The organism is Paenibacillus sp. S28 (assembly GCF_016624415.1).
Classification (GTDB): domain Bacteria; phylum Bacillota; class Bacilli; order Paenibacillales; family Paenibacillaceae; genus Paenibacillus_AQ; species Paenibacillus_AQ favisporus.
Genome location: NZ_JACVTM010000002.1, coordinates 836888 through 860350, shown reverse-complemented (window position 1 = coordinate 860350; position 23463 = coordinate 836888). Strand labels below are relative to the sequence as shown.

Sequence of the window (23463 nt, the reverse complement as noted above, 5' to 3'; positions counted from 1 at the left end):
ATTCTATCACAGAAGCCGTCTTTACCCTACTAACCTTTTACTGCACCTGCTACCATACCTTGGGTGATCTTGTCGGCCAGCAGGAAGTAGATAATGATGACCGGAAGCGCGCCCAGCACAAGAAATGCGCCGATGGCTCCATAGTTGACCGAGTATTGGCTGACGAAGCTGTTGACGCCGAACGGCAGTGTTTTCAGCTTTTCCGATGAAATAAACGTCGCAGCCAAAATATATTCGTTCCAGATGTTGATGAATGTCAGGATACACACCGTCATCACCGGCGGAACCGAGATCGGCAGGATGATGCTCGAGAATATGCGCCCGATCCCCGCTCCGTCCACCACCGCGGATTCTTCGATCTCATGCGGAATGGTTTTCATGAACCCGCTGAGAATAAAGATGGCGATCGGCATGGAAAATGCCACATACGGAAGAATGATCGACAGATGCGTATTCAGGATATGCATGTTTTTGAAAATGATCATGAGCGGCAGCAGCGTCGCCTGCATCGGGATCATCATTCCGATCAAGAATACGACCATGACCGCCCCGCCAAAGCGCCACCGGAAACGGCTGATCGCATAGGCGCACAGGGAGCTGAGAATAATGACCGCAATCATCGTCACGGATGTGACAAAGATGCTGTTCAACAAATAGCGGAAATAGTTGCCCTCCAGCGCAGCGCTGTAATTGCCCCACTGCGGCGAATGCGGCAGGGCGAAGAAGCTGCCCGACAAAATTTCTTCATTGGATTTCAAGGAATACAGGAGCAGCCACAGCAGTGGATACACCTGGGTTACAAACAGAATGCCCAGTACCAGAAACACGATGGCCTTCGTAACGGAAAACCGTTTGCGTCTGGTTGCGGCCACCTGCTTGTTCAAAGCGACGGCTGTGCTTGTGTTCATCGGCGGTTTCCTCCTTTACGAGTATCGTTTCTCCAGTTTGTTGAAAATGAAGTTGATGCAGAACGTGGCGGCCAGACAGAGCACGACCAGAAATGCGGCGATCGAGCTGCCGTAGCCGTATTTCATGGATGTAAACGACATATTGTACATGTGCGTGGAAATGACATCCGTGGCATGCGCCGGTCCGCCGCCCGTCATGACCATGATCATGTCGAAAGCCTGCAGCGAGCCGATGAAGGCCAGCACGATGGAAATTTTGAAAATCGGGACAATCAGCGGAAACGTAATGTGCCAATCCGCTTTAAAGCCTTCGGCACCGTCGATACGGGCCGCTTCGTACACATCGTCCGGGACATTCGAAATGCCCGTAAATTGAATTAAGGTATGGTAACCCAGGTACTGCCACAGGGCAACGAAATACAGCGAGTACATGGCGACCGAAGGATCGGTGAGCCAGGCTTTGCTCCAGGAATGCAGTCCGACCGCATCCAGAATTTGGTTCAGCATACCGCCCATTGAAGCTGGGTTATAGATCGTTTTCCACAGCTGGCCGACGACAACGACGGACAAGATGACCGGTAAAAAGTAGCTGGACACTAAAAAATTCGGTTTTCGCACGTAACGCTTCAGCAGTATGGCTACGAGCAGTGCGATAGGAATTTCGGCCATGGAAAAAACCGCAAACATCAGCGTTCTTCGCACCGACGGCCAAAATACCGAGTCGTGGAACAGCAGCTTTTTGAAATTGGCCAGACCCACAAACGTCGATTCGCCGATCCCGTTCCAGTCCAGCATACCGCTGTACATGGATACGAGAATGGGAACAAACACAATACCGATATAGATGATTAAGCAAGGAAGCACAAACGCGGCAATCGTCCAGCGGGAGACCTTCAGCACGTTCACGACTTACCTCTCCTCCTTCTCCTTCTTGGCTGCAATATTCCTCATGGGAATTGAAGGGAACGGCATCCGGAATGCGTTCCCTTCGTTTTTAAATACTTGTTCTCTCTATAACTAGCTGTATCCGTTGATTATTGATTGTTATCTTCGAACCCGGCTTGATGCTCTTTAGCCACGTCCGCAGAATTTTTCTTCTGGGCGAACAGGTTTTGAATGCTGGAGAGGTGAACTTGAGCTGTGCCCGGATTCATCGTGTTGTCAAACGCCAGGTCTCCGCCTTTGACTTCCTTGAACAGGTTCAGTACGTCCATGGCCATGTCGGAATATCCGGCAGCCTTGAAGTCGCCGTCCACTTTCTGGCCGATACCGACCGCGCCTTTGGCTTCAAAGGCTTCTTTCGGGAAGTTCAGCATGAAGTAGTTGAGGAACTCTTTCGTTTCCGCAAGATGCTTGCTGTCTGCTGCAATGGCGAACCCGCTTCCCGGCGCCAGCATGAATTCGTCCGGGTTGCCCTTGCCGCCGATCGTCGGGAATTTGAAGACGCCGACTTTGCCGTTGACGGAAGACGATTCAATGCCGCCGGTTGCCCACGTTCCCATGTAGTACATCGCTGCTTTACCGGTTTTGAACAGGTTCTCGCCGGCGTTGTAGTCGAAGGATGTTGCGCCTTCCTGGAAGGCTCCGGCTTGTACCAGGTTCTGGAACGCGTCAACCGCCTCAACGAAGGCCGGATCTTCAAATGTCTTTTTCTTGTCGAGGACGTCCTTCAGAAATCCAGGGCCATTGTTCGTGCGAAGCAGCATGTTCATGAACAGGAACGAACCGGTCCATGTATCTTTCTCGCCGATCGCCATCGGCTGGATGCCTTTGGATTTCAGCGTTTTGACGACGTCGACCATTTCCTCAAACGTACTTGGAACCTTCACGCCGCCTTTTTCAAACAGTTCTTTATTGTAGAAGACCACGCCGATGTTGTTGCCGTCCGGTACCGCATAAGTACTGCCGTCAAAGCTGTACCAGTCAAGCAGCCCGTCCTGGAACGTGTCCTTCAGACCGTTCTCGGCCAGCATGTCATCAAGCGGAGCCAGCAGCTTGGCATCGACAAAAGGCTGCATTTGCGCCGCAGGGTTCACGACCGTAATGTCCGGAATTTCCTTGGAGGCCGCCTGCGTTTTCAGCTTCAGCTTCTGCTGGTCGGTGTTGAGCGAATCCAGTTCGATTTTGATATTCGGATGATCCTTCTCATACTGATCCACAATCTTGTTCATGATCTTGTTCTTCGGATCCGTCGGGTCCGGATAGATGTTTTGGAAAGTAATCGTAATGTTCTTGTCCTTCGATGTGTCGGATGTGCTGCTGTTGGATCCGGCCGCGCCCGATGCGCTGCTGCCAGAGTCCTCCTTGTTACCGCTTCCACAAGCCGTAAGACTAAGCGCCAAGGTGCCTGTAAGCACGATGCTTAATAATTTCGACATCTTTGCCATCTTGTTATCCCCTTTTTGTTTGGTATGGGTTCATTATGCCGCGATTCGACTCGAAAAGGGAGGTGAGAAATTCAGGAAATAGGTTTAATTTCTAAAGGTCCCCTTAAATGATCGCCCCAGACGATGCGATATTATAAACGAGGCATTGCTGAACAATCGACAAAAAAAGGAACCCTGTAAGGGTCCCCTGAGAATCCTTTCATCCTCATTTATAGCGTGTACATCCCTCAATCCATCCAATCGGTGCAGGTGTCGGCGAGCTGCTGCAGTTCTTGCAGAAACATTCCGGCATGGTACCCGTCACAGACGGCATGATGCACCTGCAGCGAAACCGGGAGCAGAACGTGCTTCCCTTCCCGAAAATACTTGCCCCCCGTGATGATCGGCAGCAGGTAGCTTCCGCCATGATCCAGATTCAGGTTAAAGCCGGTAAAACTGACCCATGGAATCATGGATACGGAGAAGGTATGAGGCGGCATGTCTTTTTTCGTAAACAGCCCCATGCTCTCCCCATAAAGGAGCTGATCCTCCAGATAAAGTTCCATAAAGCTCCGGTAGCTGCTGCTGTACTCCGTCCAGATCGCGGAGAAGGTATGGTTTTCCGGGTGAAAAATCGTATAACACGGACTCATCTGCTCCCAGTAGCCAACCTGCTCCTCCCGAATCTCCATCCGAAACTCCACATGCGCATTTACGATTCTGGACAGCATGTACAAAAAGGCGGGGTACAGCTTCATCCCCCTCTTCTTCAGCTCGCCCAGCAGCAAGGTGATCTCGATGTTGGCTGTCATGCTGAAGGTGCACCGGTTCTGTTTGAAATAGTGGTCAAAATAAGGCTGTCTGTCCCACTGCCCGGTTTGGATCGGAATAAATTTCATTTATGAACCCTCCTAAAATGTATATTTCGCGATTTTAGGAGGGTAAATCAACGGATTTCACCACGACGCTCACTCCATGTACAGGATTGGTTACTATGCCATTGTAACCAATTTCGCTGAACAACAAAACCATTTTATAGAGTTATAGACTCCTGCTTTTCCTTTCTAGCACGGTTTCGCATAAGTTAGATCATCAAGAGATGAAAGGAGAAATCCGGTTATGAACATCTCCAAATCGCTGTGCGACCGATTGGCCGCCATTCTCGGGGGCAAAGGCACGTCAGACGGAAAAAGCTGCTCCATCATGATCGAAAGAAAGCTGAATGCCAAAATTCTCGGCAGAAACTATGAAACCGAGCACGAAATCACGATCCAATCTTTGAAAAATGGCACAACGCTCAACACAGGGGAAATCACGCTGCTTCAGTCGGAAGTCCAGCGCTTTACCAGTGCCGCCCGCAAGCAAGGTTTTAAAGTGACCGCTATCCACAATCACTGGCTCTTTGAAAAGCCGAGGCTGATGTACCTTCATTTGGAAACAGTAGAGAACCCCGTTACGTTTGCCAGAAAATTAAGAGCCGCTTTAAATGTGCTGAAAAAGTGATCTGTGTGCATCGCTGAAAGGATGATGCCGATTCCGACAAGAAAAGCCCGCCGGCAGATGCCGACGGGTTTCGAGATCCTTTATTTTAGTAAATAAAGGCTTTCGTGATGATGACCAGCAGGATGAAGAGGACCAGGATTGCTCCTACGCCTCCGCCCCACAGACCACCATAACCGTATCCTACTCCAACGCCTCCAACGCCATCGCTCATGTGATAACCTCCTTGATTTATAAGGTACACCATATTCATATGGCGAAAAGCATAAAGAGGTATAGGCTAAATGGTAAGAACAGTGAGATTGGGCAGCAGCCTGTCAGCCGTAAAAAAATCCCCCGCACCGGTCAGGTGCAGGGGATTGTCCATTCTTAGTACAGCGTGATGTATTGATCGCGCTCCCATTGATGAACTTGTGTTCTGTACATATCCCATTCGATTTCCTTCAGCTCGTAGAAGTGAGCCAGGGCATGCTCGCCGAGCGCGTCGATGATGACTTCGTCGCGGATGAGTTCGCCGAGGGCTTCCTTCAGGTCGGCCGGCAGGCTTGGGATGCCTTCTTCAATGCGCTCTTCTTCGGACATCACGTAGATGTTGCGGTCGATCGGCGCCGGCAGCTTCAGCTCGTTGCTGATGCCGTCAAGGCCGGCTCTCAGCATAACGGCAAGCGCCAGGTACGGGTTCGCTGCAGGATCCGGGTTACGAACTTCAACGCGTGTGCTCAAACCGCGGGAAGCCGGAATCCGGATCATCGGGCTGCGGTTGCTGCCGGACCAAGCCACGTAGCACGGAGCTTCATAGCCTGGAACGAGGCGCTTGTAAGAGTTGACCGTCGGGTTCGTGATGGCTGCCATGGCGCGGGCATGCTTCAGCACGCCTGCCATGTAATAGCGGGCGGTGGCGCTCAGGCCCAGCTCGTCGGACTCGTCGTAGAAGGCGTTCTCGTTGCCTTTGAACAGCGACTGGTGGCAGTGCATACCGGAACCGTTCACGCCGAACAGCGGCTTCGGCATAAAGGTCGCATGCAGACCATGCTGACGGGCAATCGTTTTAACGACCAGTTTGAACGTTTGGATCTGGTCCGCTGCCTTCACAGCGTTCTCGTATTTAAAGTCGATCTCGTGCTGTCCCGGCGCCACTTCGTGGTGGGAAGCCTCGATTTCAAATCCCATTTCTTCCAACGTCAATACGATCTCGCGGCGGCAGTTCTCGCCGAGGTCTGTCGGAGCCAGGTCAAAATATCCGCCCTGGTCGTTCAGTTCCGTCGTCGGATTGCCTTTCTCGTCGGTCTTGAACAGGAAAAATTCCGGCTCCGGACCTACGTTCATGGACGTGTAGCCCATCGCTTCCGCTTCTTTCAGGTTGCGTTTCAGAATACCGCGAGGGTCTCCGGCAAACGGAGTGCCATCCGGCATATAAATGTCACAGATGAGACGCGCAACGCGGTCTTCCGTCACCCAAGGGAAAATGACCCAAGTGTCCAAATCCGGATACAGGTACATATCGGATTCCTCGATGCGCACATAACCTTCGATGGAAGATCCATCGAACATCATTTTATTGTCGAGCGCCTTCTTCAGCTGGCTGACGGGAATCTCCACATTTTTGATCGTTCCCAGCAAGTCCGTGAATTGAAGACGGATAAAACGGACGTTCTCTTCCTCCGCAATACGCAGAATATCCTCTTTAGTATAACTCACGATATCCTCTCCCTTTCTCACATGTGATTCCTGTTATTTTTTATTAAAAAACCGGGACAGCTCGCCTTGAATCAATGAGACCTGACCCGGTCTCTTACCAGATACCAGCTGCTGCTTCAGCAATCGGTGCAGCTGAGATTCCGACAGTTCTCTGCGCTTTACCTCGGTGTCGGCATTAAGGACAGTGGCTTCCTCAGACTCTTTGGACACAGGATTCATGACCTGCTTGATTCCCGCGATGTTGACGCCCTTCTCAATGAGCGCCTTAATCTCCAGCAATCTCTCCACATCGTTAAACGAGAACAACCGCTGGTTGCCGGAGGTGCGCGCAGGCACGATCAAATTGTGCTGTTCGTAATACCGGATCTGCCGCGCGGACAAATCGGTCAGCTTCATGACGATACCTATCGGGAATAATGCCATGTTTCTGCGAATTTCATCACCCATGACTCATCTCAACCTTCCACATGAACTATTTCTCATGTTCCATTGTACATTTCATGATATCACACGTCAATAACGTGTCAGATAAACTTACAATAATTTTCGATTTTTCATCGTCTGTAACGCCATCATTACGCCATATTTGACGTGTGAATAGGTGAGTCCGCCCTGCATGTATCCGATATAAGGCTCCCGGATCGGCGCGTCTGCAGACAGCTCCAGACTTCCCCCTTGAATGAACGTCCCGGCCGCCATAATGACCGGATGCTCGTAGCCGGGCATGTCCCACGGCTCGGGTACGACGTGGCTGTCGACCGCTGCCGCGCGCTGGATCCCCTGAACGAAAGCGATCAAATGATCCGGTCCGGTAAAGGAAATGGCCTGGATCAGGTCGGTGCGCTTCTCGTTCCATGCCGGCTTGCTCTCGAACCCCGCCTGCTCAAACATCGCGGCTGCGAAAATGCTGCCCTTGACCGCTTGTCCCACAAGCGTCGGCGCAAGGAAGAGCCCCTGGTAAATCCCCCGGGTCGCTCCAAGCATCGCTCCCACCTCACCGCCGATGCCCGGGGCGGTCAGCCGATAGGCTGCAAGATCAACGAGGGCTTGTCTGCCGCAAATATAGCCGCCGGTTTCGGCAATACCCCCACCGGGGTTTTTGATCAGCGAGCCCGCCATCAGATCTACTCCGACCTGCGTCGGCTCTATTTCCTCCGTAAATTCGCCGTAGCAGTTGTCCACAAACACGATCACATCCGGCTTGATTTGCTTTACGCGCCGGACCATTTCGCCAATCTGCTCCACCGTGAACGAGGAACGCCAGTCATAGCCGCGCGACCGCTGGATGCCGATCACCTTCGTTGAGCCGGAAATGCCGGCTTCTACAGCCTCCCAGTCTACGTCTCCTGACGCAGTCAAGGCAGCTTCGCGGTAAGTAATCCCAAAATCGGCCAGGGAGCCCGTTCCATCCCCTTTGCGGCCGATCACCTTATGTAATGTATCGTACGGCCGTCCGGTAATGTAGAACAGCTCGTCCCCAGGACGAAGCACCCCGAACAAGGCCGTTGAAATCGTATGGGTCCCGGAAGCAAAATGCGGGCGTACCAGAGCGGCTTCGGCTCCGAATACGTCCGCATACACCAAGTCAAGCACTTCTCTTCCTCGGTCGTTATAGGCATAACCGGTTGAGCCGGCGAAATGAAAATCGCTCACCTGATGGCGCTGGAACGCTTCGATGACCTTCCACTGATTATGGTCCACGATTCCGTCCACCGTCCGGAGCTGATCTTCGATCCGCCGCTCGGCTGTATCTTTCCACTGTATAAGTTCGTCTGCAAATGTTACCATGTTCCCGGTTTCTCCTCACTTCTCATTGGTCAGAAGGTCTGACCTTTTCTTTATAGCTCTCTACGATGTAACCGTACTTCTCATAGTCAGGCTTGTGCACCTGCACCGTATAAATCATATCATCATTGTCGGCATCCTGGCCAATCACTTCGCCGACCCGGTGCAGCTGGGACAATATATCACCGCGTCCGGCAGGTACGCGGAAGGTTAATGTATCTCCCGTCAGCCTCGTCTGTACTGCTTCGCGAACGGCCAGCAGATCTCCTTCCGCAAAAGCGCTGATTTTTAAATAACCCGTCCCGGACGGCAGCATCTCCAGCTGCTCAGGGGTGCAGGCGTCTTTTTTGTTAAAAAGGATCAGCTGCGGCTTGTCAGCCGCCCCCAGCTCTTCCAGAATGGAATCCACCACCCGCATTTGTTCGTCCCGCACATCCGACGATGCGTCAACGACATGCAGCACGAGATCGGCCTCATTCACTTCCTCCAGCGTGGCGCGGAATGCGGCGACGAGGTCGTGCGGGAGGTTCTGGATGAAGCCGACCGTGTCGGTCAGGATAACTTCACTGCCGCCGGGCAGCTTCATGATGCGCGAGGTCGGATCCAGCGTCGCAAACAGCTGGTTTTCGATATAGACGTCAGCGTTGGTCAGCTGTTTGAGCAGCGTTGACTTGCCCGCGTTCGTGTAACCCACCAGCGCGACCTGGACCACCCCGCTCTTCTGCCTGCGGCCTCGGTGCAGCTTCCGGTGCTTGGTAACCTCTTCAAGCTGGCGTTTCAGGTCGCCGATCCGACCGCGGATGTGCCGGCGGTCGGTCTCCAGCTTGCTTTCCCCAGGTCCCCGCGTCCCGATTCCCCCGCCAAGACGGGAAAGGTTTTTGCCGTGTCCGGACAGCCGGGGCAGCAGGTACGTCAGCTGAGCCAGCTCCACCTGGATAATCCCTTCGCGCGTTTTGGCGCGCTGGGCGAAAATATCCAGGATGAGCTGGGTGCGGTCGATGATTTTGGCATCGAGGGCCTCCTCCAGGTTCCGGACCTGGGCGCCGGAGAGCTCCTGATCAAAGATGGCCGTATTGCCGCCATGCATTTCCAGAATCTGCTTCAGCTCTTCCACCTTGCCCTTGCCGATAAACCATCTCGCATCCGGTACATCCCGGTTCTGCACTAGCATTTCCAGCACTTCCACGCCGGCTGTCTCGGCCAGCCGGACGAGCTCTTGAAGCGAGTGCTCCGTATTCATGCCGGATCTCTTCACCTCGTCGGTCACCAGGCTGACCAGTACGGCCCGGTCCGGAATTTCATGATTCGTGTCATACGTTTGGTTTGCCATGATGATCTGCTCCTTTTCGCTTCAGCGTCCATTGCTGCAAAATAAAGATCAGTTCAAACTGCCGGGCGAGCCTTTGGCTTCCAGCTTAAAATCCTCGGTCCGGAGCGTCATAAGCTCCAGCTTACCCGGGTTGCTGTGCGCATAATGATTCAGCAGCCGCACAGCCTGATTCCGGATTGACTTCTCGATCGTGTTGCGTACGTACCTCGCATTGCTGAAGGCGTGCTCGCTTTCGCCTTTCTCCTGAATCAGGTGCTGCCTCAATTTTAGTATCGCCTGCGGCATCAGGATGTAGTCCCGCTCCTTGGCCATCAGCTCGGAGATCTGGATCAGCTGATCGATCGTATAATCGGGGAAATCAACCTGAATGGGAAAACGCGAAGGCAGCCCAGGATTCGTTTGCAGAAAAAAGTCAATCTCCTCGGAATATCCGGCAAGAATCAGAATGAACTGATTTTTGTGGTCTTCCATCGCCTTGACCAGCGTATCGATCGCCTCTTTGCCGAAATCCTTCTCGCCGCCTCTGGCCAGACTGTACGCTTCATCGATAAAAAGAATGCCGCCAAGCGCCTTCTTGACCAAATCCCTGGTTTTCTGCGCGGTATGTCCAATATACTCACCGACGAGGTCGGCGCGTTCAACTTCGATCAGGTGGCCTTTGCTCAGCACACCCATTTTTTGAAACAGCTTGGCGATGATTCGTGCTACTGTGGTTTTACCCGTGCCGGGGTTCCCTTTAAACACCATATGATATACATGTCCGCCGCTGGCCAGCCCCGCTTCCTGACGCATATGGGCGATTTGGAGCATGGCGTAAATTTCAAACACGAAATCTTTGATACTGTCCAGCCCAACCAGCTGATCCAGCTCTTTTAGAATTTCCTGATACAGGCTGTGCTGAGCTGTATTCTTCTGGGCAGGGACCGGTTCCTTCTCCGGAACGGCGCTGCTGACGACAGGAGGCTCCTGGCTGCGCAAAATCACATTGATTTGTCTGGATGGCCTGCCCTCCGGCCGGCCGTTCGCGGCCGCTATACGCCCGTTCATGCATCCATCACCTCATTTATCTACAGAGATGTATTCTCTATTCAATGTATTCTACTTGCCCAGGCGTTATTAGCAGTTTCCCATCTATTTCAGGCCTGTCAGCAGCAGCAGCTCATCCAGCTTCCATTTGGTGTAGGCCAGCACTTCACGCGGCTTGTGATACTTCATCTGCAGCGTTCTGGACTCTGTTAAACCAAGGGCCGGTCGGATGTAGTCCAAAAATTTCGCAATGTCCAATGAGCGCATGCCATGGTATTGATGCGTAACGATGACGGCGCTTTGCCATCCCCGCTCTCTCATAATCTCCCGGCTGAACAGCAAATTTTCATAGGTACTCGTCGCCTTGTTTTCCAGAATAATAGCCGATGCCGGCACGCCGTGGTCCACCAGGTAATTCCGCATGCCTTCGGCTTCGGTATACTTGTAATCTGCCCGGTCCAGGCCGCCGGTGACGATAATATATGGAAACTTGCCTTCCTGATAGAGGCGGAGCCCTTCGTCCAAGCGTTCCCGGAGACCGGGGCTCGGCGAGTCCCCCCACATCGATGCGCCGAGAATAATGCCTACATCGCTTGCCGATGTCGGTACGGAGCTGTGGGCCCCGTTCATGAGCCGCCATGCATACCCGACCCACAGCAGTCCGAGCAGGACCAGAACGGCGAAGGTAATCAGCAGCTTCCGAAGCACGGACATTTTTTTACGCTTGGTTACGGCCACCGGCCCCCCGCTGCGGGCGTTCATGACTTCCTCCGGAATTCACCGTTGTCAAATAGTCGCTTCCGGTCCTCAAGGGACATGAGGAAGTACGGGAACTGATGCGCATCAATGGCTTTCATCACGTTCTTCGCCGTTGAGATTGCCAATTGGTAGTCTTCCTTGGTGATATCCCCACGGGTCAGCGCATCATCCAGTTCGTCCTCATCCAGCAGGAACACCTCTCCGTTTCGAAGGACGACCACATCCAGATACAAATCGTCAAACCAAGGCACGCCTTGTTCCGTGACCCCCTGCGTTTTGCAGGTGTCGATGTACCATTGGATAATTTCGCTCCGTTCGTCGAACATCGCCGTGACAATATAATGGCTGTTATGGGGAAAGTACTGCAGCCACGAGTATCCTTTATCCGCGATGCGGTAGGTGTGATTTCCGTAGTTTTTCCAGAGCGGCTCTTTCAGGTTGTAAATCGTGTACAGCGTAATATAGCCTGTGAATGCATCGCTCTCAACATAACGGCAGGCGAAGCGGCGGCGGGAAATCCGGCGCCAGTTCGCTCGATCTCCAAATTTTCGTTTCATGGAAAATTCCCTCTCCAATATGGTGTCTTCAGCTTATCACATTTGGGAATCACACTCAAAATATTGCCTGACAGATGTGCGGACAGCAAAAAAAAAGACCCCCAAATGAAAGGGGTCTAATACAAAACTTATTCTATTCGGTTACGGGGTGGTCACGGTTCCTGTGCTGCCGGAACTGGAATCACCCGGGTTTTGGAAGGTCGTTCCGTCGCTGCTTCCGGTTCCGTCACTGCTGCCATTGTCGGTCGTTCCGCCGTTCTCAGGCGGGGTTATCGTACCTGTGCCGCTATCGCCGGTTGTATCCCCGCTAGAGCCACCGTTGCCGTTATTGGCGCCGCCTCCATGGCCACTGCCGTTGTTATCATTGGAACCGCCGTTCCCGTTGCCGTTCCCATTGCCGCTATTGCCCGGGCCGCCGTCATTCCAATTTCCATTATTGCCGTTATCGTTCCCATTTCCGTTACCCATATCCCCGTTATCACCGCCCTGGCCGTTGTCGGTATTGCCGTTATCCGGATTACCGTTTCCGTCCTGACCGTTATCTCCGTTGTTCTGATCAGGCGGGGTTTGTTCGTCAGGCGGTGTATCGATCGTGATCTGCACCGTATTGGATGGATCCGACTCGGTACTCGAATCCGGGAAGTATGCCGTGACATAGTATTCGTACGTCATACCCGGCAGCGCCCCCATATCCTGGGCCGTTGTGCTGGTTACGCCATCCAGAATCAGCGAGTAGTTCGCTTCGGACGATTCTTTACGGTAGATACGATACTGGGCGTTACCGGAATCCACGCCGTTCCAGCCCAGCGTAACCGTCTGCGTGTCGATGTTGTAATCGGCGCTCAAGCCGCTTACGTGGCCCTGGTTCTGATCCTGCTCCGGTTCCTTCACCGGCTCCTGATCTTTGACTTTGTCCGGAACCGGGAACTCCTTCTGAGGGAAGTCCTTCACGACCTGCTCCATGACCTTGCCCCAGAAAGAGGCCGCCAGCGGACTGCTGTTGTGCAGCAGATGCGTTTTATCCGGCTTGTCATAGCCCATCCAAACCGCAGCGGTCAGCTCCGGCGTGTAGCCGACGAACCATACGTCGCGGTTCGATTTGACACCGGTATAACCGCTTTGCGTTGTCCCTGTCTTACCCGCTACCGGACGGTCGATTCTGGCTTTCCGGCCCGTACCGTCTTCAACGACCTTTTTCATCATTTCGGTCATTTGGTATGCGGTATTTTCGCTCATGACTTTCTTGGCGCTGTCTTTATGCTCATAAACCGGCTTTTCGTCGCTGTCGACGATCTTCTTGATCGCGTACGCCTCGTTCATCTTGCCGCCGTTGGCAAAGGCGCTGTACGCCTGAGCCATTTCCAGCGTGTTCGTTCCCTTGCTGATACCGCCGAGCGCCATCGCCAGGTTCTTGTCATCTTCGGTCAGCTGAATGCCGAGGGATTCCGCGAATTTGAAGCCGGTATTTACCCCGATTTGGTTCAGCAGCCATACAGCCGGAATGTTCTCGGATTTCTGGATCGCTTCGGCCATGCCGATCGTATCCGAGTATCCGTGCAGGTTGCCTGGGCAGTAGCTGCCGAAGCACTGCTTCTTGTTGCTGAGCGACGAGTACATATCGAACTTGCCGCTTTCCAGCGCAGGCGCGTACGAGACGATCGGCTTAAAGGCCGACCCCGGCTGCCTGCGGCTGTTCGTGACGCGGCTGTAGCCGCCGCGCGTATAATCCCGTCCGCCGAGCAGGGCGACGAGCGCGCCAGACTCCTGGTTCATGATGACCATGGAGCCCTGCACCGGCTGGTCATCCGGGCTTTTCTCGAAGTTCGATTCGTCCGCAAACTCTTTCTCCAGCACTTTCTGGGCGTTCGCGTCCATCGTCGTATAAATTTTATAGCCACCGATGTTCAGATCGTCTTCGCTGAGCCCGGTGACTTCTTCCGCCTCATTCATGACGTAGTCCATGAAGTTCTGGTACTGCTGTTGTTTTTTCGGCGGTTTATACGTATATTCGACTTTTTTCGCGGCGTCGGCCTCTTCCTGCGTGATGTACCCTTCCTGGGCCATCAGGTTCAGCACGACGGCGCGGCGCTGCATGGACAAGTCCGGATTGCGCACTGGGTTGTATTTGGAAGGTCCCTTCGGCATCGCCGCAAGGGTGGCCATTTCCCATACTTTCAAATCATTCAAATTACTTTTGCCGAAATAATACTTTGACGCTTCTTTAATGCCATAAATCTGCCCGCCGAATGGAATACGGTTCAAATACATCGTAATGATTTCGTCTTTGGTCTTGTTCCGTTCCAGCGCCATGGCGATGGACACCTCGGTCGCTTTCCGGAAGAACGTTTTGTCCCGGGTCAGAAAAATGTTTTTGGCGAGCTGCTGCGTTATGGTACTGCCGCCTTCGACCTTGGATCTGGCGATGACGTCCTTGATGGCCGCCCGGCCGATCGACCACAGATCGACGCCGCTGTGCTCATAGAAGCGTTTGTCCTCTGTCGCCACAAAAGCCTCCTTCAGCAGCTTCGGAATATCCTCGCTCTGGACCGGATCGCTCTTCTGCAGGGACAGCTCGCCCATCAGATTGCCGTTGCGGTCGAATACCTTAGATGTTTCGTGTACGGTCAGCTTATCCTTGTTCGCCTGCAGCAGGCGCTCCCCGTTGACCGTAATATACAAATATCCGGCAAGCGCACAGAAGATAGCAAATGCACAGGTGAAAAATAACGTCCAAAACACGCGCTTTCCGGATATTTTTTTCTTCTTATTCTTGGTTGTCTTTTTCATTGTCTTGGGCTGTTCTTTGTTTCTATCAGACCTCGACAGCTTGTTGTTGTCCATGGTACCCTCCTGACTCCCTTTTGATTTCTAAGCTCGGAATGAAAAGAACAACCCTTGCAGGTTGCTCCGCTCCATTTCCTATGCTTACAGAATGAACGTCTATAACGGATTTACCCGCATCCCCGCCATTCTATACTCTTTAACGAAAGTCATTTGAAAAAGTTTCAGCTATGAGGCTTGTCCTGTTAAATTATACCTCGTTCTGGGTTTCCTGCATCAGGGATACATTGCGTTGAGGCGTAACCGTTGAAATCGCATGCTTGAACAGCATTTGCTGTTTGCCGTCCGTATCCACCACGACGGTAAAGTTGTCAAACGCCTTGATTAAGCCTCTGATTTGAAATCCGTTCACAAGAAAAATGGTGACAGGGATGTTTTCTTTGCGAAGCTGGTTTAAAAATGTATCTTGGATATTGATGGATTTGTTCATTAGCCGTACCCCCAACGATTCAATTAGATTGTTTTGAAGTATATTCAAGATTTAAGAGAAACTTTCCTGCTATTATATCACGGATTGCGGCGAAATTCGCGAGAAAATTTCCCGTGTCCGTGACGTCCACCCACTGGATTTCCTTCATGTGGCGGAACCAGGACAGCTGGCGTTTGGCAAACCTGCGCGTATCTCTCTTCAAAATTGCAACAGCCTCTTCCAGGGTAGCTTCACCCTGCAAATATGAGATGATCTGTTTGTAACCCAGTCCCTGCATCGAGACCAGATCCGGTCCGTAGCCCTTATCCAGCAGAGAAGAAACCTCTTCTACCAAACCCTGCTCCAGCATCTCATCGATACGGGCTTCAATACGTTTATATAGCATTTGCCTATCCATTGTCAAACCGACCAGGCATAATTGATACGGCGATTCCCGGGTTTGGCTCTTCAACTGGGCCGAAAGAGGGATACCCGTCAAATGATAGATCTCAAGCGCCCGGATAATGCGCCTTTGGTCATGGGGATGCAGCCTCAGGGCGCTCTCCGGGTCGACTTCCGCCAGCCGGGCATGAAGTGCCTCGGCACCGTAACGCTCCGCATAGTCGGCCTGTTCCTGCCTGAACGCTTTGTCCTCTCCCGCTTCGGCAAACTGAAAACCGTAGCACACCGATTCCACGTACAGACCGGTCCCCCCGACGATAAAAGGCAGCTTGCCCCTGGCATGGATATCTGCGATCAGCCGGGAACATTCTTCCTGAAACTCGGCGACCGAGTAGGCTTCGTCCGGCTCGTGTATGTCGATCAGGTGATGCGGGATTCCCTGCATCTCTTCTTTGGTAATTTTGGCGGTCCCGATATCCATCTGGCGGTAGACCTGCATGGAATCCCCGGAGATGATCTCGCAGCCCAGCGCCTTGGCGATCTCGATGCTCATTTTGGTTTTGCCGACGGCGGTGGGGCCGATCAGCACCAGCAGCCGCGGCTTCGTCTCAGTTGTCATGCGGTCGGTCAACACATATCACTCCATACGAAATTTTTGAATGCGGCCGGTCGATCGGCACGAAGCCGAGACGGGCAAATTCGCCGCTGCCTTTTTTCTCCTTCAGCACAACGGTCTTGCGCGCGACCCGGACGGCTTCGCGGATGCTCTCCGGCTGCAGCGAGTCGCTGTTGGCAAACGCGCGCAGCGGACTGATAGACGAAGAATCCATCAACGGCTCGCGGAACATCGGGTCGAAGTATACGATGTCCACGCTGTTGTCCGGCTGCTTGCGCAGCACGTCCAGATGATGGCCGCAGGCCACCCGGATCCGGCGCATGGCGTCATCCACCTCAGCCAGGCCGGAACGGTAGTGAGCCAGCCCTTCGGCAAGCATCGCCGCCAGGGCCGGCGAGCTTTCAATCGCGGTGACATGCGCGCCGGGCCCTCCTTGGACCGCAAATACGAGCGAATCCGACCCAAGGCCGGCCGTACAGTCGAGCACCGTGTCCCCCGCAGTCATCAAGGCCGCGTCCAGCATCGGGTCACTCTCGCCCTTGAGCAGCCGCTTGGCGCGGACAAAGCCCATGCTGGGATGAAACTCCATCGGCGGACTTCCCGGCCTGACAAGCCTCGCTCCACCGTCCAGCACGACGATGATTTCGTCATCGCCGTGCATTTTGGCCATTTTTGTTAATGGGGTGTGGCTTCTCGGGACATATTTGCCCCCCGTCTCGTTGGCCAGGGCGACCGCCCTGCCTACGATCGATTCAGCCGCTTTATCCCCCGTCGTAATAATCATGACAGTCTCCAATCCTGTATAAAATAGGGCACCAGCCAAGCAAATGCGCTGTTGGTTTAGTTATACACCTTAATTCGTTTTATGAACCGTCCCTCTCCGTCACTTTCCTCTGCCCGCTGTGTTGAACCGCCTGCCGCGTTACATAACGCGCTTAAACAGCTTTTCCAGGTCATAGGTCGAAAAGGAAACGACGATCGGCCGCCCGTGAGGGCAGGTATAAGGCTGCCGGCATGCCGCAAGGCGGTCCAGCAGCGTCGTCGCTTCCTGCTCGGTCAGCTTCTGGTTCGCCTTGATTGAAGCTTTGCAGGAGCAGAGAATGGACGACGTCTCGCGGAGCTTGGCCAGGTCGATGCTGCGCTCGCTGAGGACCCATTCGGCCATCTCTTCGATCAGCTCTTTCTCCTCCCCTTTAGGGAACCAGTATGGATGGGAAACCACGCGGAAGGTCTGCCCGCCGAAATGCTCCAGATATACGCCGACCTGCTCGAACCAGTGCAGTTTCTGTGTCAGCTGCTCCGACTCAGACGGCGTAAACTCCAGCGTAATCGGCAGCAGCAGCTCCTGGGATGCATCGGCCGGACGGCCGAATTTCTCGTAATAGAATTCGTAATTGATCCGCTCATGCGCTGCGTGCTGGTCGATCAGGAACAGCCCGTCCGCGTTTTGGGCGATCAGGTATGTCCCGTGATGCTGGCCAATCAGCGTCAGCTCCGGAAAAGGCGGAATTTCGGGCGGCGCCTCTGTGCCCGCCAGCAGCCGGCTGGCCAGCGCTGGATTCGAGCTCTGCGAAACCCGCCCGCTCTGCGACAAGTTCAGCCGGTAGCCGGGAACCGTATTTTCGCGTAACGTTTCGCGCGCAGAATACGGAAGCTTCTGCTGCGCATAGGCAGCTTCACCGGGGTTGCGCACGCTTCCTGCATTCGGGCTGCTCTGACCGGAATACCCTTGCTGCGTCGGCGCCTGTGCACGCGGGCCGGAGAAGCCCGTGCCGGCGCCTTCCGCTCCGTCGGTCAGAGGAGATTTCACCGGCTGGCTGCCTGATGCGCTCACCGGATTGAGGGAGCTGCTAGCGTCCGAATTTCCGGTGTGACCGGCTGGGCCGGGATCCTGCGGCAGCGGGGCTTCCCGGCCGTCCTTGAGCCCGTCCATCGGTCCGGCTTGCAGGGCCGGGCTTTTGGAGAAGTGAAACTGCTCCTGGATAAACGATCCTTTATCCTTATCGCCGATGCTCTGCTTAACTGGCTGCGGAATGAGCACTTCCTGACGGAGCACCTGATGGATGCTGCTCTCCACGAACGGGAACAGCTCCTGCTCTTTGCTGAAGCGCACCTCCAGTTTGGCCGGATGCACGTTGACGTCCACCAGGGACGGATGCATCTTGACTTCCAGGACGGCGAGCGGGTATCGGTTGATCGGCAGCAGCGTATGGTACGCCCGCTGAATGGCCTGATTCAGGCCATAGCTGCGGATGTACCGCCCGTTGACGATGATCGAGATCCCGTTCCGGTTCGAACGGGTCCAATCCGGACGGCTGACGTACCCGTCGATCGTAAAATCCAGGTTCTCCGCATGGATCGGCAGCAGCGCCTTGGCGGCCTGCCGGCCGTATATGGCGGCGACCACCTGCAGCAGATCCCCGTTCCCGACGGTCTGCAGCAGCACGTTTCCGTTATGCCGCAGCGTAATCGCGATCTCCGGATGCGACAGGGCGATGCGGTACATGTAATCGGAGATATGCCCCAGCTCCGTCTGGATCGTCTTCATATATTTCAACCGGGCCGGCGTGTTGTAGAAGAGTTCCCGGACCGTCAAGTCGGTTCCCTTCGGCGCCGCCGTGTCCTCTTCGGTCACGAGCCTGCCGCCTTCGATGACGATTCGCCGCCCGAGCCCGTTATCGGCGCTCGCCGTGACCAATTCCACTTTGGCCACGGCGGCGATGCTCGGCAGCGCCTCGCCGCGGAACCCGAGGCTCGTGATGTTGAACAGATCCCTGCTGTTTTCGATTTTGCTCGTCGCATGGCGGTAAAAGGCGGTGCTAACGTCTTCCGGCTCGATCCCCGAGCCGTCGTCGATTACGCGGATGCTTTCAAGCCCACCCTCCTCTACCGTGACTTCGATTCGAGAGCTTCCGGCATCAATGGCGTTCTCCACCAGTTCTTTCACAACCGAGGCGGGACGCTCAACCACTTCACCGGCCGCTATCTGGTTGGCTATGTGCTCGTCCAAAACGCGAATTTTCGCCATACCGTTCCCCCATTTCAAAAAAAGATATGAACGGACAATCGGCCTTGTCCCACTTGTTTACAGATCCTTTGCCTTCATTTTCAGCTCGTTCAGCAGCTGCATGGCCTGCAGCGGCGTCATGTTCATGACGTCGGCGCTTTTCACCGATTCCAAAATTTGCGTTACTGCTGGATGAACCGGCTGCGGTTCAGGAGCGGCAGCGCTTCGCTTCACCGGCTCCAGCTCCTCATCCCCGAATATCGAGAGCTGTACGACTTCCGCAACGCTTGACTCTCCCCGGCCTGAAACCGTCTCCTGAACGGAAGCTCCGACAGCCGGTTCGGCGTGCCCTGCTTCCGTATTCGTCAGCGAACGTTCCCATTCGCCAGCATCCGCCCGCTCCCTGAGCTGTATCGGCGGTTCAGCCTTGGTCGCTTCTGCGGCCGCAGCGGTCTGGGCCGCGCTTTCCTCAAGGCCCTGCAGCAGCGTGTACGCCCGTCCTATGATGGACGACGGCAGTCCGGCCAGCCGGGCGCAGTAGATGCCGTAGCTGCTGCCGGCAGGCCCGGCGATCAGCTTCCGCAGGAAGTGAACCTTGTCGCCGCTCTCCTGCACCGCCATGGAGTAATTGCGCAGGCTCTGCAGGCTGTCCTCCAAATGCGCAAGCTCGTGAAAATGGGTCGATACGAGCGCCTTGCAGCCGATCGTATCATGGACATATTCGATTACCGCCTGGGCGATGGCCATGCCTTCGCTGGTCGATGTGCCCCGGCCCAGCTCGTCGATAATGATCAAGCTGCGCGGCGTCGCTTTTTCGGTCATGACCTGAATGTCGGCCATTTCCACCATGAACGTGCTCTGGCCGCCTATCAGGTCATCCGCCGCTCCGATCCGGGTAAAGATCCGGTCAACGAGCGGAATTTCCGCCGCCTTGGCCGGCACGAAACACCCGATTTGCGCCATGATCGAGATCAGCGCCACCTGCCGCATATACGTACTCTTTCCGGCCATATTCGGCCCGGTAATGAGCAGAATCGCCGCTTCCTCCCGGGTCAGCCGAGTCCCGTTGGCAATGAAGGAGGCATCCTTCATCACCGCCTCGACCACCGGATGGCGCCCGTTCTCTACGACCAGGTCATAACCTTCGGTCAGCTTAGGCTTCACAAAGCCCTGCTCCGCGCTGACGGCTGCCAGCGACTGATAGACGTCGGTGACGGCGACCTTCTCGGCGAGTGCCTGCAGCCGCGGGATTTCCGCGCTCAGCCGGTCCCTTAGTCCGCTGAAGAGGGAATATTCGAGGTCCACCATTTTGTCCTGGGCTTCGAGAATGAGCCCCTCTTTCTCCTTCAATTCCGGCGTTACGAACCGCTCGGCATTGGCCAGCGTCTGCTTCCTTTCGTACCGGCCTTCCGGCAGGGTGCCCAAATTCGATTTGGTAACTTCAATATAATACCCGAACACTTTGTTGAATCCGACTTTCAGCGAGCGGATGCCCGTCGCTTCACGCTCCTTGGCCTCAAGCTCGGCAATCCAGCGTTTGCCGTTCACGCTGGCTTCTCTGAGCTCGTCCAGATGATCGTGATAGCCCGGTTTGATCAAGCCGCCGTCCCTCACAGATACGGGCGGATCGTCGACGATCGCCGCGTCGATCGCTTCATAAAGATCGCGGCATTCGTCCATCTCCGCCGCCAGCTTCCGCAGGGTGGAAGACGCCGACGACACGCACAGTTCCTTCAAGGAAGGAATTTGCGCCAGCGACAGCTTGAGGGCGTTCAGATCCCGCCCGTTCGCGTTGCCGAAGGCGATTCTAGCGACCAGCCGCTCCAGATCGTAAATGTCTTTCAGCGCAGCCCGCAGGTCTTCCCGCAGGATAAACTGGTTGTAGAGATGCTCCACGGCTTCCAGGCGCTCTTCGATCGGCCCGCGGTGCAGAAGGGGCTTGTCGATCCATCTGCGCAGCAGCCGGGCCCCCATCGACGTTTCGGTCCGATCCAGCAGCCAGAGCAGCGACCCTTTCTTGGATCGGTCGCGCACCGTCTCGACGAGCTCCAGGTTTCGCCGCGTGAACGGATCGAGAATCATGTAATGGCCGGGTTCATAGGGCGAAATTTGTGTCAGCTGGCCGAGCGAACGCCGCTGCGTCTCGCTCAGGTACGAAATAAGCACGGCCACGCATGCCTGCCGCTCCGGATCGAGCCGGGCCCAGGCCGATTCGCCGAACTGCGCGCGGACCGTCTGCTCCTCCCTTTTCTCCCATGACGTGTAGACGACCGGCCGGCTCCACTGGAGCTGTTCCGCCTTGATCAAATCCAGCATTTTCGGGTCGCCGATCACTTCCGCCGGTTCATAGATGCCGATTTCGTCGCGCAGCCACTCCATGGATGCGGGCATGGAAGTTACGTACAGCTCGCCTGTCGTCAGATCGCAGGCCGCCAGCGACATCATACGGTCGGTCTCGGTCACGCATACCAAATAGTTGTTGGATTTGTCGGCTACGTTTTTGCCTTCCATGATCGTCCCCGGCGTCACGACGCGGACGATGCCGCGCTTGACCATGCCTTTGGTCACCGCCGGGTCTTCCAGCTGCTCACAAATGGCCACTTTGTAGCCCTTCTCGATCAGCCGCTGTATGTAACTCTCAGCCGAATGGTAGGGAACCCCGCACATCGGGATTTTTTCGTCCCCGCCGCCTTCCCGGCCGGTTAACGTAATTTCCAGTTCCCGGGAGGCCTTTAAGGCGTCCTCGAAAAACATTTCGTAAAAATCGCCCAGGCGGAAAAACAAAAACGCATCCTGGGCTTGCTGCTTGATTTCCAAATATTGTTCAATCATTGGCGTATACTTGGCCATGAGGTACCTCCAGACTTCACTTGTGCTCACGCCCTATTATAACAGAAAGTAAGTGGGCGGGAATCAAGGTTCGACCGGAATGTTCCACAGCGGCCGGATATCCCTGCTCTCGTTCCACGTTGTTCCCTGCTCGATATGCGCCAGGAGCGGTTCGATAGAGCCGGCGTAATTGCCGTAATCCGGCATCTGCCGGATCTCTCTGAGCAGCGGCCGAACAGCTGGCTTCATCACCTCGCGGTCACCCCGGTAATAGGCCCGGTGCACCCGCTCGCTCGCGTCCAGCGGCCGCATCTTCAGCTCTCTGTAATGGCTGACGATCAAATAGGAGAGGTACACCACCCCTTTAGCCAGCAGGGGGGACACGAGAAAGCTCGGCAGTGTGCGGTATTCGAAGCCGCCGTGCGGCTGGCGGCGAAAGTCGCCCAAATAGCCGTATTTGGGCCGCCGCGCCCGGCTGTTCTCGTCTTCGAGCAGCGAGACGGGCAGCGTCAGGTAGTTATCCAGCGCCCGCAGCAGCTCCGGGGTAAGCACAATGCCGCTGAAATGCAGATGCCCGCCCAGCGGCAAACCGGGTCTGGGCATGCCCCCCGCCTGCCAGATGAGCGACCGGTCCCCGATCATCCGGCCGGCGGCCTGCATCGTGAACATCAGGCGCTTGAGCAGACCGGTGGGGTCCCCGCTTGGATCCGGGCGAAGCTCGGCGATGGGGAAGGTCGTAAAGCCCTCGCCGTGGACGGCGTCGCAGCCGACCTCCCCCTCCCGGTCCAAAAACCGGGATGCGGGAACCATCTCGTTGCTGCCCGCATCCACAAGCACAAACTCCGGATCCATGCCCATCACGAGGCGGATCCCTTCCTCCTCTTCCCGCCGCAGCCGGCGGGCAAGCTCCGTCTCCGCCCGGTCATAACGCGCCTTGATGCGCGGATCTTTTATTCCGGAGGAAGGCGTGACACGCTCAACGCCGAACTTCCGCTCTCCAGAGGAAGCCAGCACGACTTCGCCCGAGTCCAGGCCAAGCGTATAAAGGGCCCGCACCGCCGCCTTCTCCAAGCGGGCATACAGCCCGATGAGCAGTGCCTCACCCGCGTGGGCCGAACCGACGGGAACACGTAAACCGTCTGCGCTTCCCTCGACGCGCTTCAAGTCAACGGCTTGCAGGCCAGCGACGTTAACGGCGTATCTTCGCCGGTATCGGGCGGATTCCCGGGCAGCCGCGTCCTCTTCCGGCAGCAGGAGGGAGCTGATGCCGGAACGGACCAGACGGGCATGCTTGACCCGGTCGGGCCATCCGGCATACCGGGCTTCTTTTTCCTCCTTTGTCACCCTCATCCCCCCTCACACGCTGAAAATAAAATAAAAAAAGGAGGGCATCCGCCCTCTTCGCCGCCGCTCTCCCGGCATATAGTACA

Annotated in this window: 20 protein-coding genes; 1 reads left to right on the top strand and 19 read right to left on the bottom strand. The window is 55.2% G+C overall.

Translation table 11 applies throughout. The features are described from left to right. Positions 1 to 29: 29 nt before the first annotated feature. The 4 genes from IAE55_RS08480 to catA all read right to left on the bottom strand — a co-directional run bounded on the left by IAE55_RS08480 (position 30) and on the right by catA (position 4173). Positions 30 to 908, bottom strand: a complete 879-nt coding sequence (locus IAE55_RS08480) for a carbohydrate ABC transporter permease (protein WP_200631666.1) — start codon at positions 906 to 908, stop codon at positions 30 to 32. Between the two features lie 15 nt (positions 909 to 923). Next, positions 924 to 1814 carry a carbohydrate ABC transporter permease gene (locus IAE55_RS08475; protein WP_145158749.1) on the bottom strand — a complete coding sequence of 297 codons (891 nt, stop codon included), beginning with the start codon at positions 1812 to 1814 and terminating at the stop codon, positions 924 to 926. A 128-nt stretch (positions 1815 to 1942) separates the two neighbouring features. Then, entirely contained in the window at positions 1943 to 3295 is a 1353-nt protein-coding gene (locus IAE55_RS08470) for an extracellular solute-binding protein (RefSeq protein WP_105442226.1), read from the bottom strand. Between the two features lie 227 nt (positions 3296 to 3522). Continuing rightward, the gene (catA, locus tag IAE55_RS08465; RefSeq protein WP_200631665.1) at positions 3523 to 4173 is read right to left on the bottom strand and encodes a type A chloramphenicol O-acetyltransferase; all 651 of its coding nucleotides are present in this window, start codon (positions 4171 to 4173) and stop codon (positions 3523 to 3525) included. 220 nt (positions 4174 to 4393) lie between these two features. On the opposite strand from catA, the gene IAE55_RS08460 reads away from it, so the two are divergent. Further along, positions 4394 to 4777, top strand: coding sequence for a DUF1259 domain-containing protein (locus tag IAE55_RS08460; protein ID WP_145024178.1), 384 nt, complete (start codon positions 4394 to 4396; stop codon positions 4775 to 4777). An 85-nt stretch (positions 4778 to 4862) separates the two neighbouring features. On the opposite strand, the gene IAE55_RS08455 is transcribed toward IAE55_RS08460, so the two are convergent. The 15 genes from IAE55_RS08455 to IAE55_RS34240 all read right to left on the bottom strand — a co-directional run bounded on the left by IAE55_RS08455 (position 4863) and on the right by IAE55_RS34240 (position 23377). Continuing rightward, positions 4863 to 4988, bottom strand: a complete 126-nt coding sequence (locus IAE55_RS08455; RefSeq protein ID WP_143811875.1) for a sporulation protein YjcZ — start codon at positions 4986 to 4988, stop codon at positions 4863 to 4865. A gap of 155 nt (positions 4989 to 5143) precedes the next feature. Next, entirely contained in the window at positions 5144 to 6472 is a 1329-nt protein-coding gene (glnA, locus tag IAE55_RS08450) for a type I glutamate--ammonia ligase (protein WP_076171222.1), read from the bottom strand. A 33-nt stretch (positions 6473 to 6505) separates the two neighbouring features. Next, the gene (locus IAE55_RS08445) at positions 6506 to 6919 is read right to left on the bottom strand and encodes a MerR family transcriptional regulator (protein WP_076171220.1); all 414 of its coding nucleotides are present in this window, start codon (positions 6917 to 6919) and stop codon (positions 6506 to 6508) included. An 87-nt stretch (positions 6920 to 7006) separates the two neighbouring features. Further along, the gene (locus IAE55_RS08440) at positions 7007 to 8260 is read right to left on the bottom strand and encodes a methionine gamma-lyase family protein (RefSeq protein WP_105442223.1); all 1254 of its coding nucleotides are present in this window, start codon (positions 8258 to 8260) and stop codon (positions 7007 to 7009) included. Between the two features lie 22 nt (positions 8261 to 8282). Then, the gene (gene hflX, locus IAE55_RS08435) at positions 8283 to 9587 is read right to left on the bottom strand and encodes a GTPase HflX (protein ID WP_200631664.1); all 1305 of its coding nucleotides are present in this window, start codon (positions 9585 to 9587) and stop codon (positions 8283 to 8285) included. A gap of 48 nt (positions 9588 to 9635) precedes the next feature. Next, the gene (locus tag IAE55_RS08430) at positions 9636 to 10634 is read right to left on the bottom strand and encodes an AAA family ATPase (protein ID WP_145158740.1); all 999 of its coding nucleotides are present in this window, start codon (positions 10632 to 10634) and stop codon (positions 9636 to 9638) included. Between the two features lie 84 nt (positions 10635 to 10718). Continuing rightward, positions 10719 to 11375, bottom strand: a complete 657-nt coding sequence (locus IAE55_RS08425; protein WP_200631657.1) for a YdcF family protein — start codon at positions 11373 to 11375, stop codon at positions 10719 to 10721. Continuing rightward, the gene (locus IAE55_RS08420) at positions 11372 to 11929 is read right to left on the bottom strand and encodes a DUF402 domain-containing protein (RefSeq protein ID WP_105442220.1); all 558 of its coding nucleotides are present in this window, start codon (positions 11927 to 11929) and stop codon (positions 11372 to 11374) included. The genes IAE55_RS08425 and IAE55_RS08420 overlap by 4 nt, the downstream gene beginning before the upstream one ends. A 141-nt stretch (positions 11930 to 12070) precedes the next feature. After that, positions 12071 to 14770, bottom strand: coding sequence for a penicillin-binding protein 1A (locus IAE55_RS08415; RefSeq protein WP_200631656.1), 2700 nt, complete (start codon positions 14768 to 14770; stop codon positions 12071 to 12073). Positions 14771 to 14960: 190 nt separating this feature from the next. Next, entirely contained in the window at positions 14961 to 15200 is a 240-nt protein-coding gene (hfq, locus tag IAE55_RS08410; RefSeq protein ID WP_076171204.1) for an RNA chaperone Hfq, read from the bottom strand. A gap of 19 nt (positions 15201 to 15219) precedes the next feature. Further along, positions 15220 to 16200 carry a tRNA (adenosine(37)-N6)-dimethylallyltransferase MiaA gene (gene miaA, locus IAE55_RS08405; protein ID WP_076171764.1) on the bottom strand — a complete coding sequence of 327 codons (981 nt, stop codon included), beginning with the start codon at positions 16198 to 16200 and terminating at the stop codon, positions 15220 to 15222. Further along, entirely contained in the window at positions 16190 to 16981 is a 792-nt protein-coding gene (locus IAE55_RS08400) for a class I SAM-dependent methyltransferase (protein WP_145024168.1), read from the bottom strand. Before IAE55_RS08400 ends, miaA begins: the two co-directional genes overlap by 11 nt. A 138-nt stretch (positions 16982 to 17119) precedes the next feature. Beyond that, on the bottom strand, positions 17120 to 19225 hold the full coding sequence (mutL, locus tag IAE55_RS08395) for a DNA mismatch repair endonuclease MutL (protein WP_200631655.1): 2106 nt from the start codon (positions 19223 to 19225) through the stop codon (positions 17120 to 17122). Between the two features lie 57 nt (positions 19226 to 19282). After that, a complete protein-coding gene (mutS, locus tag IAE55_RS08390) occupies positions 19283 to 22054 on the bottom strand; it encodes a DNA mismatch repair protein MutS (protein WP_200631654.1) in 2772 nt (923 codons plus the stop codon). A gap of 63 nt (positions 22055 to 22117) precedes the next feature. Further along, a complete protein-coding gene (locus IAE55_RS34240) occupies positions 22118 to 23377 on the bottom strand; it encodes a putative amidoligase domain-containing protein (RefSeq protein WP_200631653.1) in 1260 nt (419 codons plus the stop codon). Positions 23378 to 23463: the final 86 nt, after the last annotated feature.

What these genes read in the sequence shown, in the direction of transcription:
- IAE55_RS08480 (WP_200631666.1), bottom strand. Translation starts at nt 908, where the DNA reads ATGAACACAAGCACAGCCGTCGCTTTGAACAAGCAGGTGGCCGCAACC.
- IAE55_RS08470 (WP_105442226.1), bottom strand. Translation starts at nt 3,295, where the DNA reads ATGGCAAAGATGTCGAAATTATTAAGCATCGTGCTTACAGGCACCTTG.
- catA (WP_200631665.1), bottom strand. Translation starts at nt 4,173, where the DNA reads ATGAAATTTATTCCGATCCAAACCGGGCAGTGGGACAGACAGCCTTAT.
- IAE55_RS08460 (WP_145024178.1), top strand. Translation starts at nt 4,394, where the DNA reads ATGAACATCTCCAAATCGCTGTGCGACCGATTGGCCGCCATTCTCGGG.
- IAE55_RS08455 (WP_143811875.1), bottom strand. Translation starts at nt 4,988, where the DNA reads ATGAGCGATGGCGTTGGAGGCGTTGGAGTAGGATACGGTTATGGTGGT.
- IAE55_RS08445 (WP_076171220.1), bottom strand. Translation starts at nt 6,919, where the DNA reads ATGGGTGATGAAATTCGCAGAAACATGGCATTATTCCCGATAGGTATC.
- IAE55_RS08440 (WP_105442223.1), bottom strand. Translation starts at nt 8,260, where the DNA reads ATGGTAACATTTGCAGACGAACTTATACAGTGGAAAGATACAGCCGAG.
- hflX (WP_200631664.1), bottom strand. Translation starts at nt 9,587, where the DNA reads ATGGCAAACCAAACGTATGACACGAATCATGAAATTCCGGACCGGGCC.
- IAE55_RS08430 (WP_145158740.1), bottom strand. Translation starts at nt 10,634, where the DNA reads ATGAACGGGCGTATAGCGGCCGCGAACGGCCGGCCGGAGGGCAGGCCA.
- IAE55_RS08425 (WP_200631657.1), bottom strand. Translation starts at nt 11,375, where the DNA reads ATGAACGCCCGCAGCGGGGGGCCGGTGGCCGTAACCAAGCGTAAAAAA.
- IAE55_RS08420 (WP_105442220.1), bottom strand. Translation starts at nt 11,929, where the DNA reads ATGAAACGAAAATTTGGAGATCGAGCGAACTGGCGCCGGATTTCCCGC.
- IAE55_RS08415 (WP_200631656.1), bottom strand. Translation starts at nt 14,770, where the DNA reads ATGGACAACAACAAGCTGTCGAGGTCTGATAGAAACAAAGAACAGCCC.
- hfq (WP_076171204.1), bottom strand. Translation starts at nt 15,200, where the DNA reads ATGAACAAATCCATCAATATCCAAGATACATTTTTAAACCAGCTTCGC.
- miaA (WP_076171764.1), bottom strand. Translation starts at nt 16,200, where the DNA reads ATGACAACTGAGACGAAGCCGCGGCTGCTGGTGCTGATCGGCCCCACC.
- IAE55_RS08400 (WP_145024168.1), bottom strand. Translation starts at nt 16,981, where the DNA reads ATGATTATTACGACGGGGGATAAAGCGGCTGAATCGATCGTAGGCAGG.
- mutL (WP_200631655.1), bottom strand. Translation starts at nt 19,225, where the DNA reads ATGGCGAAAATTCGCGTTTTGGACGAGCACATAGCCAACCAGATAGCG.
- mutS (WP_200631654.1), bottom strand. Translation starts at nt 22,054, where the DNA reads ATGGCCAAGTATACGCCAATGATTGAACAATATTTGGAAATCAAGCAG.